Source organism: Candidatus Bathyarchaeota archaeon, from assembly GCA_026014685.1.
Classification (GTDB): Archaea; Thermoproteota; Bathyarchaeia; order Bathyarchaeales; family Bathycorpusculaceae; genus Bathycorpusculum.
The window spans coordinates 37,097-52,887 of sequence record JAOZHW010000010.1; the positions used below are offsets into that span (position 1 = coordinate 37,097).

At 43.8% G+C, this 15,791-nt stretch carries 19 protein-coding genes and 1 tRNA gene; 12 read left to right on the forward strand and 8 right to left on the reverse strand.

Features of this window, described 5'->3' with window-relative positions; all coding sequences use genetic code 11:
- Positions 1-64 precede the first annotated feature (64 nt).
- Positions 65-412 carry a transcription factor S gene (locus tag NWE96_08565; protein ID MCW3984034.1) on the reverse strand — a complete coding sequence of 116 codons (348 nt, stop codon included), beginning with the start codon at positions 410-412 and terminating at the stop codon, positions 65-67.
- Between the two features lie 169 nt (positions 413-581).
- Here NWE96_08565 and NWE96_08570 point away from each other — a divergent pair, with 169 nt between their 5' ends.
- From NWE96_08570 to NWE96_08580, 3 genes are read left to right on the forward strand one after another with little or no spacing between them, the layout of a single operon-like run.
- Positions 582-917 (forward strand): DUF3795 domain-containing protein, encoded by a 336-nt coding sequence (locus tag NWE96_08570; protein MCW3984035.1) that lies wholly within the window; start codon positions 582-584, stop codon positions 915-917.
- Between the two features lie 37 nt (positions 918-954).
- The gene (locus NWE96_08575; protein ID MCW3984036.1) at positions 955-1,881 is read left to right on the forward strand and encodes an ABC transporter ATP-binding protein; all 927 of its coding nucleotides are present in this window, start codon (positions 955-957) and stop codon (positions 1,879-1,881) included.
- Complete coding sequence (locus NWE96_08580; GenBank protein MCW3984037.1) at positions 1,878-2,711, forward strand: ABC transporter permease; 834 nt, start codon at positions 1,878-1,880, stop codon at positions 2,709-2,711. The genes NWE96_08575 and NWE96_08580 overlap by 4 nt, the downstream gene beginning before the upstream one ends.
- Here NWE96_08580 and NWE96_08585 read toward each other — a convergent pair.
- Positions 2,708-3,631 (reverse strand): DNA-3-methyladenine glycosylase, encoded by a 924-nt coding sequence (locus NWE96_08585; GenBank protein ID MCW3984038.1) that lies wholly within the window; start codon positions 3,629-3,631, stop codon positions 2,708-2,710. The two genes, NWE96_08580 and NWE96_08585, sit on opposite strands and share 4 nt — an antisense overlap.
- A 92-nt stretch (positions 3,632-3,723) precedes the next feature.
- Here NWE96_08585 and pyrH point away from each other — a divergent pair, with 92 nt between their 5' ends.
- Positions 3,724-4,398 carry a UMP kinase gene (gene pyrH / locus NWE96_08590; GenBank protein ID MCW3984039.1) on the forward strand — a complete coding sequence of 225 codons (675 nt, stop codon included), beginning with the start codon at positions 3,724-3,726 and terminating at the stop codon, positions 4,396-4,398.
- Positions 4,399-4,409: 11 nt separating this feature from the next.
- On the opposite strand, the gene NWE96_08595 is transcribed toward pyrH, so the two are convergent.
- A complete protein-coding gene (locus NWE96_08595; protein ID MCW3984040.1) occupies positions 4,410-5,186 on the reverse strand; it encodes a DUF72 domain-containing protein in 777 nt (258 codons plus the stop codon).
- Between the two features lie 138 nt (positions 5,187-5,324).
- Between NWE96_08595 and NWE96_08600 the strand changes: the two genes are divergently transcribed.
- The 5 genes from NWE96_08600 (at position 5,325) to NWE96_08620 (ending at position 10,224) form a co-directional block, all read left to right on the forward strand.
- Entirely contained in the window at positions 5,325-5,546 is a 222-nt protein-coding gene (locus tag NWE96_08600) for a hypothetical protein (GenBank protein MCW3984041.1), read from the forward strand.
- 148 nt (positions 5,547-5,694) lie between these two features.
- The gene (locus NWE96_08605; GenBank protein ID MCW3984042.1) at positions 5,695-7,797 is read left to right on the forward strand and encodes a PAS domain S-box protein; all 2,103 of its coding nucleotides are present in this window, start codon (positions 5,695-5,697) and stop codon (positions 7,795-7,797) included.
- A 59-nt stretch (positions 7,798-7,856) separates the two neighbouring features.
- A complete protein-coding gene (locus NWE96_08610; GenBank protein ID MCW3984043.1) occupies positions 7,857-8,849 on the forward strand; it encodes an NADH:flavin oxidoreductase in 993 nt (330 codons plus the stop codon).
- 58 nt (positions 8,850-8,907) lie between these two features.
- Positions 8,908-9,183 carry a hypothetical protein gene (locus NWE96_08615; protein ID MCW3984044.1) on the forward strand — a complete coding sequence of 92 codons (276 nt, stop codon included), beginning with the start codon at positions 8,908-8,910 and terminating at the stop codon, positions 9,181-9,183.
- A 402-nt stretch (positions 9,184-9,585) separates the two neighbouring features.
- A complete protein-coding gene (locus NWE96_08620; protein MCW3984045.1) occupies positions 9,586-10,224 on the forward strand; it encodes a hypothetical protein in 639 nt (212 codons plus the stop codon).
- Between the two features lie 156 nt (positions 10,225-10,380).
- On the opposite strand, the gene NWE96_08625 is transcribed toward NWE96_08620, so the two are convergent.
- Entirely contained in the window at positions 10,381-10,926 is a 546-nt protein-coding gene (locus NWE96_08625) for a hypothetical protein (GenBank protein ID MCW3984046.1), read from the reverse strand.
- Between the two features lie 74 nt (positions 10,927-11,000).
- On the opposite strand from NWE96_08625, the gene NWE96_08630 reads away from it, so the two are divergent.
- Positions 11,001-11,906, forward strand: a complete 906-nt coding sequence (locus tag NWE96_08630) for a hypothetical protein (protein MCW3984047.1) — start codon at positions 11,001-11,003, stop codon at positions 11,904-11,906.
- Positions 11,907-12,188, forward strand: coding sequence for a hypothetical protein (locus NWE96_08635; protein MCW3984048.1), 282 nt, complete (start codon positions 11,907-11,909; stop codon positions 12,186-12,188).
- 284 nt (positions 12,189-12,472) lie between these two features.
- Here NWE96_08635 and NWE96_08640 read toward each other — a convergent pair whose 3' ends face one another.
- The 4 genes from NWE96_08640 to NWE96_08655 form a co-directional block, all read right to left on the reverse strand.
- Entirely contained in the window at positions 12,473-13,078 is a 606-nt protein-coding gene (locus tag NWE96_08640) for a hypothetical protein (GenBank protein ID MCW3984049.1), read from the reverse strand.
- Complete coding sequence (locus NWE96_08645; protein ID MCW3984050.1) at positions 13,029-13,664, reverse strand: DUF5343 domain-containing protein; 636 nt, start codon at positions 13,662-13,664, stop codon at positions 13,029-13,031. Before NWE96_08645 ends, NWE96_08640 begins: the two co-directional genes overlap by 50 nt.
- 97 nt (positions 13,665-13,761) lie before the next feature.
- The gene (locus NWE96_08650) at positions 13,762-14,625 is read right to left on the reverse strand and encodes a site-specific integrase (protein MCW3984051.1); all 864 of its coding nucleotides are present in this window, start codon (positions 14,623-14,625) and stop codon (positions 13,762-13,764) included.
- A 53-nt stretch (positions 14,626-14,678) separates the two neighbouring features.
- Positions 14,679-14,753: transfer RNA gene (locus NWE96_08655), tRNA-Ala, on the reverse strand.
- Between the two features lie 165 nt (positions 14,754-14,918).
- On the opposite strand from NWE96_08655, the gene NWE96_08660 reads away from it, so the two are divergent.
- Positions 14,919-15,791: methyl-accepting chemotaxis protein (locus NWE96_08660; protein ID MCW3984052.1), on the forward strand; the 873-nt coding region annotated here is incomplete at its 3' end.

Consider the following 15,791-nt stretch of genomic DNA (forward strand, 5'->3'; position numbering starts at 1 on the left):
CTAAACTCATAAACATTTCCACATCAACCAGCATCTTAAAACTGCTTCTAATATGAAAGAACGATTAAGTGTTTTCTCTGTATGTGTAGCCGCATCTGATGCAACGTAGAAACTGTGTTGAAGACTCATCTGAGCCGCGGGTCTGTACCTGCCAGACGTTGGCGGTGTTGTTTCCGCATCGGGGGCACTCGACGTGTATGGTTGGCATAGGGTTTAGTTCCTGCTCTTCCCTGCCGATTACCGCAACGAACTGTTTTGGGTTGTGCTCGAATACTTTGGCGCTGAACAGTTTCGCGTTTGCTTCCTCTTTTTTGCGCCCACATTTACTGCAAACAAGCATTAGCAGGGTTTGGTTTCCTGAACGGATTTTGATTGGTTTTAGCATTGAACCGCATTCGCCACAAAACTCCATACAATCATCTCCCACACAAAGGTTGGCAATCAACGATTAGCTTTGACGCAAACCAAAGCGTTGAAGAGAGAGAAAACAGCTTTGCTTGCATCTCTGTTAAGCGTTGTTTTGCCTGTCGCATATGGATATTACCTCATCCTCTGCGCAGTAATGCATTAGACTATTTTTAGTGATAAATAACGTTGTGACTGCAGGATGTCAACAACAAGACCGACCGAACAACTTTTATTGCCGTCGCGTCACAGTGGCAGGTAAGGTTGGTTTAGAGATGAAAGTCGGTGTATGCGGAATCGCATGTGAAAAATGCCCCAAAATGACCAAAGGCACATGTCCAAACGGCAGCGTCGGCTGCGTCGCGCGGCAAAACAAGTTTTGTCAAATCTGCAACTGTGCCTTCACAAAAGGCGTCAAGTTTTGCTTTGAATGCGCCGAGTTCCCCTGTGAAACTACCAAACAAGGCCCCATAAGCTACGGTTACTGCCAGTATCTTGCGGGTAAACAGTGAGAGTTACCCTTAATTGCGTGCTTCCGAATGATAAGTTATGGTTTCTAGAGAAGTCCTCATAAAAGCAGAAGGGTTAACCAAAAAATACGACGACTTTCAAGCCGTTGACCACATCGACTTTGAAGTTTACAGGGGAGAGTGCGTGGGGTTTTTGGGTCCCAACGGGGCGGGCAAAACTACCACTGTTCGCATGATGTACTGCTTTTTGGTTCCCACCGCAGGTGAACTCACTGTTGCGGGTTTAAGCGTTAAGTCGCAGTGCAGAGAAATCAAAGCCTTAATCGGTGTGGCGCCTCAAGAGGACAACTTAGACCCCGACTTCACCGTATTAAAAAACCTGACCGTTTACTGCCGGTACTTTGACATCCCAAAAGAAGAAGCGCTCAAACGGGCGGAGGAACAGTTGAGGTTTTTTCAGTTGGAGGAAAAACGGGATGTGCCTATCTTGGCGCTCTCGACGGGGATGAAGCGCCGACTGATTTTTGCTAGGGCGCTGCTCAATCAGCCGCAGATTCTTATTCTTGATGAGCCCACTACAGGTTTGGATCCTCAAGCGCGGCATTTGGTCTGGGATGAAATTCGCTACCTCAAAAAGCAGCATGTAACCATCATCTTAACCACGCATTACATGGATGAAGCCCAAATCCTCTGTGACCGTATACTCATCGTAGATCACGGCAAAATCATAGAGCAAGGCAACCCAGCTGAGCTCATCAAAAAGCATGTCGGTGAAGAAGTTCTTGAACTCGACTACGACGAAAAAATGATTCCTCTTCTAAAAGAGGCTTTTCCACAGTCCCGCATGGAGCGCATCGGCGACCGCATACAAATCTTCACCGACCAACCGCACGGCGTCTTCGAAGGTTTCCTGCAACAGCATAAACTTCAAAATGTCTCTATTCGCAACGCTAACCTCGAAGACGTTTTCTTGAAATTGACTGGCAGGGGGCTGAGGGCAGAATGACAACACCCAACCTGCGCAAATCCCCCGCAAAATTCAGCATCCCCCACCTCACCTACAGAGTATGGACAGTATGGCGTAGAAACGCGGACGTTTTTATCAAAACAATAAAAGTCAACTTTATGCCCTCCCTTCTTGAGCCAATCCTCTATCTGGTCGCGTTCGGCTTTGGACTGGGTGGATTTGTGCAGAACATCAACGGTCAACCCTACATCAATTTCTTAGCGCCCGCATTGGTGGCGATTGCGGTCATGAACGGCTCGTTTTTTGAGTGCACGTATGCTTCGTTTGTGCGTATGTACTTCCAGAAGACATTCGACGCCATCGTCGCCACACCTGTGAGCGTGGAAGAGGTCGTAGCAGGCGAGCTGCTTTGGGGTGCTACGCGCTCAACCATCAACGTAACCATCGTGCTAGCAGTCATTGCAGCTTTCGGCTTAATCTCCAGTCCCCTGTTTTTGCTGGTGCCCCTTATTGCGTTCTTCGGCGGGTTAATGTTCGCCGCCATAGCCATGTGCTTCACCGCCTTGGCACCCAACATCGACTTCTTCAACTACCCCGCATTCCTCTTCGTTACGCCTATGCTGTTTCTAAGCGGAACCTTCTTCCCCCTCACCGCCCTACCAACAGCTGTACAGGCGTTAGCGATGACCGTATTACCGCTCACACATGTGGTGAACCTCTGCAGAGGCGCGGTTGTGTCTACGGTGGAGCCGATTTTAGGGTTGAGCACAGAAATGCTACTACTGGTCAGCTTGGTTTGGTTGATTGCGGTGACGGCGTTCTTCTTTATCTTAGCCATAAACTTGATGAAGAAACGTCTAATCGCCTAAACCACGACGCCTTTGACTTCAGCGAGTATAAGGTAGAACGCAGCTAACCCCCGCCATTTCCCCCAGTTTTTTGCGATTTCTCTGGCTTCCGCCGCCTTGATGTCTCTACTGTCGCAGTAATACGTGGAAATCACGCGCCTAATCCCGAAATCGTCGGCGGGCAACACATCCCACCGCTGCATCCCCCGCAGCAACGTAAGCTCCGCAGTCCAAACTCCAATCCCCTTAAGCTCATCCAACTCAGCGATGACCGCGTCTGCGTCGGGGTTGTTTTTCATATCTTCAAGGTCCAATTTGCCATCTGCAATTAAATGTGCCGCGTTGTAGATGTATTGGGCTTTGCGTTCGCTTAATCCGCAGCCGCGTATGTCGCTTATGCTTGCGGCGTAAATGTTTTGCACGTTAGGGAATGCATAGTAGGTTTCGTCGTCGATTTGGAGTTGGTCGCCGAATTTGGTGGCTAATCGTTCCTCGATGGTGCGGGCGACTTTTATGGAAATTTGTTGCTCAACGATTGCATCCACTAAGCCTTCAAAAGCTGTTTGGGTGGTGGGGAATCTGAAGCCACGGAGTTGTTGAGCTATTCTATTCATTGTTGGGTCGTTTTCTGCTTCTTTGTAGAAGGCTTTTAGATCAAAGTTGAGGTTGAAAACGTAAGTCAATGCCTCTTGGGCACTTCGTTTCGTTTCGGAAGTTATGGGCAAGTTTGATTTTAATCTGATTTCCAGCTTTGGCTGCTCAACACCGCCCCTAGAGGCAACCTCCGCCAAAACAAGCCCACCACCTAGACGCAGCACCTGATTAAACATGCCGTTACTGTATGCGCGTACATTGGGGTTGCCATTCGAAAAAACTTGGCAGCACAAATCGAAATCAAGCGGCGCCAGCGGAGTCATAGTGAAGGTTTCAGTGAAAGCCATGCGTTTTCTTCCTTAGGCATTGGCATATCTACGGCTCGCTATTAAAGATTTTTAACCCTCAACCGCATAAAGAAGCCCTAAGAGGAAGTAAAGTGCGCATCGTTATCCGAATAGGCGGCTCAGTCGTCGCCAACCCAATAAACACCGATTTGATGGCTAAGTATGCTGACGTAATCAAAGTCCTCAAGATGCAGGGTCATGAGGTCGTGGTAATTTTAGGCGGCGGCTCCTTGGCGCGGGAATTTATCGGATTAGCAAAAAAGCTGGAGCTAGACATGAACGCACAGGATGAAGTTGCGATTTCGTGTTCGCGGTTGTTTGCGCAGTTGTTCCTCAAAAAGCTAGGTGACATCGCATGCAGCAAAGTTGCGGTTTCGCTGGATGAAGCTGAGCAGTGCTTGGGCGAGGGTAAAGTGGTTGTGATGGGCGGTTTGAAGCCAGGAATCACCACGGACACCGTTGCTACACTTGTTGCTGAGCGGGTGCATGCGGATTTGCTCGTAAAGGGAACCGACCAAGAGGGCGTGTTCAATAAAGATCCAAGAAAACATCCTGACGCCGTTAAACTTGACCGCTTGACCTTTGACGAATTGGCGGGAGTTTTTGAGCAGAACGAACATAAAGCGGGAATCCACCAAATCCTCGACCCCGAAGCTGTCAAAGTGCTAAGGATTAACCGCGTTAAAACTATCATCGTGAGCGGGTTCAAACCACAGAACATGCTGGCGGCAATTGCGGGCGAAAATGTGGGTACCGTCATAAGTTGATTGTGTTCCTATTAAAAACTATCATTTAGCTCATTGCTGTTTCTTTTGATGGTTACTCTGCCGCTTGTTTGAGGTTGATCTAAGAGTTTTTTTAGGGTTAGGCAGTTTCTTGTAGCGTTAGCGTTATAGTCGTTGTTGAAGTAGCAGAGCACTTTAGCAGGGTTTTGACGCGTGATCTTCTCTGCCCACTGAGCGAGTTCATCGTCGGGATAGTTATGTTGGTACCAGCCGTTTTTGCCGTGAAACCGAACATAAAGGGAATCAGTAGTTTTTACGATTCCATCAGGTAACCCCGAAGCTGAGACACAACAAAAAACCAAGTTCTGCGCCTGCAATAAGTCGTAGACTTCGCTGTCCCACCAGCTCGGATGCCTAAATTCTAAAGCATTAGTCACGGAGGGATCAAGCTGGGTTACGATTGTTTGAAGCAACTGCATGTCTTTGTGGATAGAGGGAGGCAACTGAAACAAAATGCAGAGAAGTTTTTCACGTAAGAGGTGTGCTAGTTGGTAGAAGTTTTTGGTGAGCTGTTCGGTGTTGTGGAATTTTCGGCTGTGAGTTATGGCTCTGTTGGCTTTAAGTGTGAACTTGAAGGTTTCAGGTGTTTTTTGGTACCAGTCTTTGAGCATTTTCTCGGTTGGGTAACGATAGAAGGTGCTGTTAGCTTCCAACGTGTTGAAGTGCGCGGCATAGTATAGTAGCCATTTCGGTTTAGCGAGACCTGCAGGGTAGAATTTGCCCCGCCAGTGGTCGTAGTAGAATCCTGAACACCCAAAATAGCACTCCAAAACCAGCAACCATTTTTTTTATTACTTCGCAGGTCTAATAGTTTTTGCGGCGACCAACCGCAAGCACACTTTAACTAGCCTCTCCCCAGACAGATAAGGTCTCTTGAGCACCCGCCTTTTAAAGGAAAAAGCGCAACCATGGACCGTGAAATCATGACACAAAAACAAACCTTGACCGAAGATTTTTTGGTCGATTTGACTTTGCATAATTTTTCTGCAGCTATGCTAAGGGAGTTCGCTGTTAAAATTGTGAAGCCCTACTTTGGCGGTAACATAAACCAAGCGTTCAGAAGCCTTATGGCTAAGGCGATTGAAGAAGAAACCCTGTTCATGGATGCCGTAGCTAATACAAACAGGTAAATCTCTTGATTTTCGCATTTTTGTTAATTAAAGTTGGATTTTGAATTCATAAATCTCATAATAGCCCTCGTTGAACTTCTATAATAGGTGCACCTAACGATTACCCTTGCCAATACGCAAACGTTTGCTTACAGGAGCCGCCGCTGCAATGGTTAAAACAACCTACATTCATGCAGCTGCCTCAGTGGCTATCCTGTTAGGAAGCATGTCGTTGATAGCGTATCTTCTGGTTTTCATGGCTGATGGAACAGTATACACGCACCTGCTTTATTTGCCCATTGTACTTTTCAGCGCATTGTGGAAAAGAAAAAGCGTGATTTTAACCTCAATCCTCATTGCATTCCTATTTGCAGCCGCCTTCCTTTTTGCCCCCCAACTCTCACTGACTGATAACTTGGTTAGGGCAGCGGCGTTCCTGATAGTAAGCTACATAACAGGCTACCTCTTTGAACGCAGAGCAAAAATCGAAAAAGAACTCGTTGCTCAAAAAGAAAAAACAGACCGCACCATAGACGGAATGGGCGATTTACTGTTTGTCTTAGACCAAAACCAAAGAGTCATCCGCGTAAACAAGGCAACCTGCAACGCTTTACAGAAGAAACCAGAAGAACTCTTAGGCAAACACTGCTACGAAATAGTCCACGGCACCCATTCACCTTGGCCCACGTGTCCAGCATCAAAAACATTACAGTCAAACCAGTCAGTTACAGAAGAAATTAATGACCCAAACTTGGGCAAGATATTACTAGTAACGACTTCGCCATTAACCGATGTAGATGGCAGAATCATTGAATGCGTTCACAGCGCCAAAGACATAACAGAAATCAAAAAAGCACAGCAAGAACTCACCATCGCAGGGCAACTGTTTGATTCCGTCTCTGACTCCCTCATAGTACACGACTTAGAAGGCAGAATTATCTTCTTCAATGAAGCCGCTCACCAGATGAGAGGCTACACCAAAGAAGAATTCCAAAACCTAAATGTAGCAAACCTTCAAGCACCCAACGATACCTGGGATATGACGGCAATCATCAAACAATTGGAAGATAATAAAGAAGGAACCTTTAATTCTTTCAACGTTCGAAAAGATAGAATCGTTTTTCCAATTGAAGTCCACTCGCGATTAGTCGAGTTGGAAGGCAAAAAATTCGTCGTATGCGCTGGACGCGATGTAACAGAACGCAAAAAAATGGAGGAAGCCCTCGGACTCTCCGAAGCAAGATACAGAGCTTTGGTTGAAAGCGCTGACGACGCCATTTTACTAAGCGACCTCAACGGAAAAACAATCTACCGAAACCCCGCCTACTATCGCCAACTTGGTTTTTCTGAAGGCGAATCTGACGATTTTGCACAGATACACCCCGAAGATTTGCCAGCAGTTGCCCAGAAGAGAAATCAACTGATAAAAACAGGTTCATCAACAACCGAGTATAGAGTCAAACATCGTAACGGTTCATGGGTTTACCGATTTGCACGGTCATCTTTAATCTACAACAAACGCCAAATGCCCTACGCAGTGCTATCCATAATCAGAGACGTAACAGAACAAAAAATGGTCGAACACCAACTAAGGGAAAACCAAGAAAAAATGGCACTCATCAACGAAAAGCTCCGCGTTGTAGGAAGCCTAACAAGACATGACGTACGCAACAAACTCGGCACCATCACTGGCTACTCCTACTTGATTAAAAAGAAGCTAAAAGACAACCCTGAAGTTGTCGACAAACTGGACAAGATGGTGCAGTCTGTTAGGGATGTGGAACGCATCTTCGATTTTGCGCGAGCGTATGAAAGATTAGGCTCAGAAGAATTAACGTTTGTCGATGTCGGAAAAGCCGTGAACGACGCAAAAGCCCTCTTCTCCGACCCAATTCCCTCAGTCATCAACAACTGCAGTGGCTTACTGGTTTTGGCCGATTCATTTCTAAGTCAAATGTTCTACAACTTCATAGATAACACACGGAAGCACGGCAAAAAAGCCACAACCATAAAAATATCCTATGAAGAAGCTGATAACGAAGTTAAATTGATCTACCAAGACGACGGCGAAGGAATTTCAAAAGAAAACAAGCCAAACCTGTTTAAGGAAGGTTTTAGCACCGCGGGTAGCTCGGGGTTCGGTTTGTTCTTAATCAAGAAAATGATTCAGGTTTACGGTTGGGATATAAGAGAAGACGGGGAACCTGGAAAAGGCGTCCGATTCGTGATGAGCATTCCCAAAGAAAAAATCCAATCTACACCCCAACAATAATTTGTTTTTGCAGCAAATTCTTATTGTTCAATGAGCCATATTTGCAATCGGTGCCCGATTTGGCTGGACTACTCGACCCCCTAACCGTAAAAGGTGTTACTCTCCGTAATCGCATAGTTATGCCTCCGATGCAGTCAGGCAGAGCAGACTTCGACGGCGCCGTCACAACTAAACTCATCAACTTCTACGTTCGCCGCTCAGCCGCGCTTGGATTGCCAATAGTTGAGCACGCATACATCTCGCCTATGGGCAAAATCGGCCCCAAACAACTTGGAATATACGATGACAAACTGCTGCCAGGGTTTGAGAAGCTTGCCGCAGGTATTCACTCCGTCGGCGCCCCCGCAGTTGTCCAGATAAGCCATGCTGGTGCTGTAGCCACCAAGAAAGTCATAGGTGAAACTCCTGTCGGTCCCTCCATGCGAGACAAAACGCGGATGCTAGAAAAAAGCGAACTCTACGCTATCGCTGACGAATACGCCGCCGCGGCTGAACGTGCAGTTAAAGCGGGCTTTGATGGTGTGGAACTCCATGGAGCGCACGGATATTTGCTAAATCAGTTCTTCACGCCGTTGCTGAACAAGCGTCAAGACGAGTTTGGGGGTTCATTGGAGAATCGAATGCATTTCCCGCTTCTTGTTGTGGAAAAGGTGCGTAAGACCTTGGGTGGTCTGCTTTTGCTTTATCGAGTTGGTTCGGATGATTTGGCGCCGATGGGCACGCACATTCAAGATGCAGTGGTTTTTTCACAGAAACTCCAAGAAGTAGGGGTAGACATTTTGGATGTTTCAGGTGGCATGTGTGGTAGCGAACCTAAACAGCTCCAACACATCAAAGGCTACTTCATACCCCAAGCCTCAGCCATTAAAAGCGCCGTGAAGGTTCCTGTGATTGGCGTCGGCGGCATAAAAGAGGCAGAGTTTGCAGATAACTTGGTTAAAGCGGGGCGGGTTGATTTGGTTGCTGTTGGACGTGCGTTGTGGCATGATAACGAATGGGCAGTCAAGGCCTCAAAAACATTAAGTAACAGTCAGCAAAGTGTCCAAGTGTAAAGTAACACACACATAATTATTACTTTTTTGCCCTTAAAATCTGCAAATGGTGTGTACTGTGAAGACTCAACGGCCCTCCCGACTAGAACTCTACATAGAAATCCTCGCTTCACTCGAAGAACTCCAAGTCGCCAACCTCCTCACCCTCCAAGAAAAAACTCAAATCGGACCTGCCTTCCTAAAACACGCCATAAGCTTCCTAGAAAAGCAAGATTTAATCCGCAAAGAAAACGTCGGAACACAAACCCTCTACAAAGCCACCCCCCGCGGCGAACGTGTAACAAGATACTTTTTGGTGCAAGGCGAAGAAGCAAGCTGTGCCCTAATGAAGTAAAAAGTGGACCGAGCGGGATTTGAACCCGCCTCAAATAGCCTATCTAATTTTTCAGGGTGTGCTTGTTTATTCATTTTAATCCCTGTGAGGTTATGTGTTATAGTCTAGCTATAAGCTTTTGGTAATTCTATTTTTTGACTTTTTTGTTGCGCAAGTCCCATTCTTCTACGACGGCGGAAGAGGGGATTTAGGGGTCAAAGGGGGAACTTCTTACATCTTCATCTATTCCTTAGAGACGGTGGGTGAATTCGACGCCACGGGCGGCGAAGAGGGAGTCGGGAGCGATGCCACTCCCTTGCTACCTTTTTCTTAAATTTTGATTCGTATTCTAACTATACAGTATAAGCGATAATGCGCAACATCTTTTTATCACTTATAGCTTAGTTAGAATGGCGTTTGACCTTGCAATGTGAAAACAAGCTTAAAGAAGCGAGATTCTTTTTTAATAAACTTGAGAAAATTATGCAAGACACAGCAAATGAAGAAGAATTTCTGTATTTTTTAAGTGCTTTCCTTTGTTCCTGGCGGAGCGTAATTGATGTTATGTTGTATGATTATGCGGATAAATATCATTTTGGATTTTCTCGAGAAGAGAATTTAGTTATTCGCGATTTTGAGGTAGCTGCAAGAGTCACTAATAACGCTGATGCAACTCAATTTATCCAGTGGCTTTTACGACAACAAGGAAATCTTTCAAATAATCCGCTTTGGAGAAAGAGGAATATAATAATTCATAGAGGTTATCCAGATATTGTATATCAAGTTTACACCTCTGGGTCAATGGCTTTTTCGTCTTCATTTGTTGTCGCTCAACCAACTGCGGTTAACGGGACATCTTTGCTGACGAGACAAGATTTAGAAACTCCTGCTTTGGCTGGAAGCGCTGTTCCTACATCAGTGACCAATAATGTTACTCCTACTAATGTAGGCGATATTACATTTCATGATTGCCCAGACAGAAGCGCTTTGGATTACTGTCGTGAGGCGCTAAAACAAATGGAAGACGTTGTGGCTTCTGCGTTCCAGCAATTCGGCAGGTAATCCAATAAACAACTTCCATTTTGTCCCTTTTCGACATAGACATCAATTAATGAGAGTCGGAGCGCGTTACTCCCCTCTGAGTTCTGCAAGAACGGAAGACTGTTCGATTAATCTTGTAAAAAATCGTTCTTTTTTAGCTTGCTTAGTGGATCACTCTTAGGGATCTTTGACTTTTGCTAGTTTGTTTTTGTGCGCTTTAAAATATTGTCTGGTTTTCTTATTACCTGATTTCTGTGAGTCATGGGTTTTTGCAAAGATTGGTAGAGATTTCACAGGTTCAATAGGGGTAAATATGTCTCCAGTTCTTAATTGTGCCAAATTTATTAATTCTAATTTTTCCTTTCTGGTAATTGTTTTTTTAATTTTACAGACCGCTACCATTTTTATAACATTTAGTCTGTATATCTTTTTGTATCTCGTTTGTACATTTTTGATTAGGAACTTCTTTTCTTCAAGGTGTTTTAGGTGTGAAATTAGTGTTGGGCGAGTCATTCTAGTAAGCTCAAGCAATTCTTTAAACCTAAATTCAACTTTATCGTTCAATTTAGCTTGCGAAAATAATTTGTCATAGATCTGTTGACAAGGGGTATCTTGTAAACACTCGCGGAATTTGCAATTTTCCGCTTCTATATCTTTAAGATATCTCTGATATTTGCTATTCACTTCTTGAAGCGCTTTGTTTCTATCGTTAGCTTCTTCCATTTTGCTTCCCAAATTAGTAAAGGTCGCTCGCTTTACTTTGAAGTTTATTTATGGTTTAGATTTAAGGTTTCTCGTTGATTAAAATGGCACCCAAAAGTGATGAGTTCTTTCCTGAATCGGGCGATTTCGAGGCTAAATGGAGGGATTATTCAGCTTATGAGCAGTTGCATGGCGATATGGGTAATTCTCATGTTTTTCATTTCGAGCATGGTGACTGGATAGTTGTTGGTCATGGCGAGAAGACTAACAGTAAATGCGGTGTATGGAGAAGGCACGATATTTGTAACCGTGTTGAATTGCATGCTCAAGCTGACCTTTTAGGGGTGAGTCATGCTGGCGAAGTTTATGTTCATATGGTTCATACTTGGTGTCATAGTTATTCTTGTCCTGTTTGCTATTTGAAAGGGGCATGTTTTCGTGAGGCTGAGCGTATTTCTCAACGTGTTGAGAAGGCGTCTAAGGGCGGAAAGGATGATAAGGGTATTTATCATGCGCCTTTAGGTGAGCCTCAGCATATTATCGTCTCGGCGCCTCAATCCGATTATAATTTGGCTGAGTTTGAGCATGAGAAGTGGTGTAAAAAGTGGCGGTCAATAGCTGCTGAAGTGGGGATTATTAATGGTGGTTTCTGTTTTCATGGGTTTAGGTTTGCTGATTATTCTGAGTCGTTAGAGAAGGGTGTTCCTTTCGGGTTTTATTGGTCGCCTCATGTGCATATTCTTGGTTTTATTGAGGGCGGTTATGGGAAATGTCGGCATTGTTCTAAGACTGAGAAGGTATATCGTGCGGGTAGCGGCAAATTGATTACTAAGCATGGGGATAGCCGTTTTTGCGCTTCCTGTGATGGTTTTGAGAATCGGGTGAGACAGAGCTTTGAGAAGCATCGTTATATCATCAAGGTGACTGATGAGCGAAGGTCTGTTTTTGCTACCGCATGGTATCAGCTTTCGCACATGGCTATCAGAAAGGGGGCTCGATAAATGAGCATTTCCGCTTGTGCAGTCAAATATCGTGTTCGTGGGTTTGTTTGGTTTGGCTCTTTGAGTTATAGGCGTTTACATATCACTTATGAATCCCGTAAACTGCTTTGTCCATTATGTAAACATGAACTTGAGCCTGCACGGTACTTTGGCTCTATGGTTTTCCAACATGACCCTATTAAAAGCGATTATAAAAATAATTTTTGGATGCCTCTAAAAGAGAATGGCGAAGTGGTTTGGGTTCTTGCGCCTGATTTGGAGAAGCGAATTTATGATTGGTAATAGATGTGAATATCTTGGTTAAGAAATGTGTTTCATGTGGCTGTGATATCGCGGATAGATACGTGCTTTGTCGTAAATGCTACAAGGCTGAGATGTTGGACATTCAGCGTGAGGATGAGGAAGAGGATTCATTGACCGATGAGGAAAGGATGAATCGGTTTTTGGATAGTTGAATTTTTTGCTTGGTCTTTTGGTTTGAGCGCTTTCTACCTGAGAAAGCGGAGCGAGCGCGCAAGCGCAAGCGAAGCATTAAACTCAATCTAAAATGTTGGAACACCATAAGGCTAAGCCCTTTTTGGAACAATAAAGACCTTAACTGTCATATTTTGAATTGCCCCGCTCAAGTCTCTTTCAATTCCTCTTGGATTAATGATGTTCTCCTCGGGGTCATATACGAAAAAATAAAGAATCCTGCATTTAGGATGTGTTTTGTAGTGCGGTATATCATTTATTAATTCCTTTCCCAACTCTTTAGCATCAAGTTTTTTCCTTGTTCTTTTTACTTCTATACCTATCTGTTCTTGGTCAAGCAAAAAATCAAGCCGAGTTGAAGAGCCTGCAAATTCTGTAGTAGGGACTTCGCGCCTTATATCGTCAAAATAAAGGCGTAGTAATCCTTCTAAGAGGTCTTGAACGTCATACTCATCATTCATTGAAAATGGCAGTCTGTTATCATATCTATCACTTATTTCTTTGACCACTAAATGAAATCTTTGAATTATATTTTCCACTAAATTTTGGGCGACAACTAATTGAATAGGCGGCTGAAATTCAGATAAAATTTCGGCAATGCTCTTCTGAGCTCCGATTAGCCGAGTGGCTAAGTCACCGATTAATTTCTCAGTCTGATTTGAAGAGTTGCTCTCTGAGGGCTTTGAAAATGTTTTCATAAACTTTTGCGTCTTCTGTTACTGGCAAAGTTATCTGGATATTCATATTGACCGCAAATCCTTCTGTGATTTGTGGAATTATTTGTTTTTTCTTTTCGCTCTTTATGCCGCTCTCCGAGTTGGCTTTTTCTTCATTTTCCTGTTTTTCTTTGGTTTCTTTAGGTGCTTCAGCTTCAAAGTCTGCTAATTGGCATAAATTAATGAAAGTGTTGACTATTAGGTCAACGGTGTTTTTTGCTTTTCCTGTTTTTGAGCTAAAATAAGCATAGAGGTCATCTTTGGCTTTTCGATTTGCTTGAGGATAGAGTGAGAACAAATCACTGTATCCACTCCTTATACCTTTAGCTAATGCTGCTCGCGCAGTTGCTGGTGACTTATAGGACACCCATAATTCTGTAGGATTTTTGCTTTCATCAATGAATCCAATAAATTTCAGTACTTGCAGAATATATCTGTCATTTCTACTTTTGAATCCGCATTGATTTAACCAATTATAATCTACTTTTTGGGGAACTCCAGCTTCTTGAATTTTCTGGAAATATTTTGGAATTTTGCCAGCCAAGTTTGTATAGGGTATTTCTGACATTTTATTACCTTAACTTTTAATTATTTTTAGTCATTTATGTTGCTTTCAGTATTTAAGTTTAATTTTCACTCGGTTTTAGGTATCTATTTTGTTAGTCTTATTTTGGTTTTTTGAATATTTGGTAGCCTTCTATTTCTGTGAATTTTGTGAAGCCTGCTTCGGCTAGTTCGCATATTTCCTTTATTGTTGTTGGTGTTCCGAGTTGGACGGTTCTTGAGATGTATTCGTCGTTTGTGAAGTTGATTAGGTGCGTGTAGATTAGGGTGTGTTCGATGCGTTTGTGTCCTAATTGCTGTTTCACTAAAAGGATATCTTTTGTTTTGGCATAAAGCATGGTTGCATAATAGTGCCTTAAATCGTATAATCGGTACTTGGTAAGTTCTGGTTGATTTAGTTTCTGGGCTAATTGGTTTCTTCTTAGTACCCATAGGTGGCATTGTTTTTTTGTGGGTGGAAACAAAACGTCTGTTTGCTTAAAGTTGTATTTTGTAAGGTATTCTTTGAGCATTGCTAATGTTGGGTTTGGTAGTTTTAGGATTCTTGCTGCGCCGTTTTTGGCGGTTCTTGGGGTTATTGTTCCATTTTCTAGATTGATGTTTTTTAGTCGTAGCCTGTGCAGTTCTATGGGTCTTAGTCCTGTATCTCTAAGTATGCTAAAAATGGTCACGTATTTTCTGGTAAAAGTTGCGATTATTGCGTTGACTTGTTCGGTTGTTGGTACGTTTGGCAGTCTTTCCTCTCTTGTAAAAAACGGTTTTTGCCATTTTAATCCGTAGAATTTAACGAAATGGTCATAGGCGTTTGCGTATGCTTCTTTGTTTGCATTACTTGATTGCTGGTTAGTAATGTATTGTTTCACTGTCTCTGGGTTGTTTATATCGGTGTTCTTTGCGAGGTGCCTTAGTCGTCTGCTGTATCCGTTTATGGTGTCTTCGGCTTTCCCTTGCTTTTTAAGGTCCAAAATAACAGCTAATGTTTGAGCGGATTCAAAAAGGGGGCGAGCGGGGGTAAAAGTGGACCGAGCGGGATTTGAACCCGCGGCTTCCGCGTTGCGAACGCGGCGATCATACCAGACTGATCTACCGGCCCAATTCTGCCCTCAAAGACTTTGATTTATGGGATTTAGAGCTTTCGGTGTCAAGTAAGCAACTGGATTTGAATTAGTTAACTTTAGAGTAGATTTAGGCTTCATAAGTCTATTATAAACAAACCAACCAAACATAACGTTCCATCTGCTCAGGGGTACACTATTGTATGTCTAGTAATGAAGCCTTAGAAAAACAATTAAAAGATCACATTAACAAAAACGCTGAATTAGAAAAAGAAATAAAAAAACTACGAGAAATGAACGACGGCTTAGTTAAAACACAAGTAAAGATTCTACAAAACGCTTTACGCGGCGACCAAGAAACAATAAAAATCAACGAAGAAACCATACAAAACGGCAAAAAAATGGCAGAATTAAGTAACCTTGTTGAGCAGGCAGTTCAAGAGGTTGAAAAACTCGCCAGAGAAGCAGCTGAAACAATCTCTAGAGTTAATTCTAGCGCAAAAGCAGTTGGGCAGGTGGCAGGTGCAGTTTTCGAACAAGCAGATAACGTGATAAAAGGAACAGAAAAAGTTATTGAAATGGGCAAAGAAGTTGCTAATGTTTCTAATCAGATGGCTATTGGTATGCAGCAGGTTAGCACTGCATCACAGCAGGTGTCTACAGGCGCCCAAAAACTTGCCGAACTCTCTCAAAACGCCGCACGAAGCACAGAAGCGCTCAGAAAAGTAATGGATGAAGCGGGTGTAATAGCCCTAGATGCATCCAACACCACAGAGGAAGCATTAAAGAAAACAAAAGAAGCAAACGAAAAAAGCCAGCAGGGTCTCCAAGCAATAGAGAACATCAAAGCAAACATTTCGAAAGTCTCTGAAGCAGTAACCTCGATGGTGAGTTCGATCGAGCAGGTGGGTCAGATGGCTAATTCGGTTTCTGATATTGCTGGTCAAACCAACATGCTTGCTTTAAACGCGGCTATTGAGGCTGCTCGTGCTGGTGAAGCTGGCCGGGGATTCGCCGTCGTAGCCGACGCCGTTAAAGGCTTAGCGGGGCAGTCCAAGCAAGCTGCAGGCTCAGCA

Bases quoted from the DNA above. Each gene is read 5' to 3' on its own strand.
- NWE96_08565 (MCW3984034.1), bottom strand. From the start codon at position 412: ATGGAGTTTTGTGGCGAATGCGGTTCAATGCTAAAACCAATCAAAATC.
- NWE96_08575 (MCW3984036.1), top strand. From the start codon at position 955: ATGGTTTCTAGAGAAGTCCTCATAAAAGCAGAAGGGTTAACCAAAAAA.
- NWE96_08580 (MCW3984037.1), top strand. From the start codon at position 1,878: ATGACAACACCCAACCTGCGCAAATCCCCCGCAAAATTCAGCATCCCC.
- NWE96_08585 (MCW3984038.1), bottom strand. From the start codon at position 3,631: ATGGCTTTCACTGAAACCTTCACTATGACTCCGCTGGCGCCGCTTGAT.
- NWE96_08600 (MCW3984041.1), top strand. From the start codon at position 5,325: ATGGACCGTGAAATCATGACACAAAAACAAACCTTGACCGAAGATTTT.
- NWE96_08605 (MCW3984042.1), top strand. From the start codon at position 5,695: ATGGTTAAAACAACCTACATTCATGCAGCTGCCTCAGTGGCTATCCTG.
- NWE96_08625 (MCW3984046.1), bottom strand. From the start codon at position 10,926: ATGGAAGAAGCTAACGATAGAAACAAAGCGCTTCAAGAAGTGAATAGC.
- NWE96_08635 (MCW3984048.1), top strand. From the start codon at position 11,907: ATGAGCATTTCCGCTTGTGCAGTCAAATATCGTGTTCGTGGGTTTGTT.
- NWE96_08640 (MCW3984049.1), bottom strand. From the start codon at position 13,078: ATGAAAACATTTTCAAAGCCCTCAGAGAGCAACTCTTCAAATCAGACT.
- NWE96_08645 (MCW3984050.1), bottom strand. From the start codon at position 13,664: ATGTCAGAAATACCCTATACAAACTTGGCTGGCAAAATTCCAAAATAT.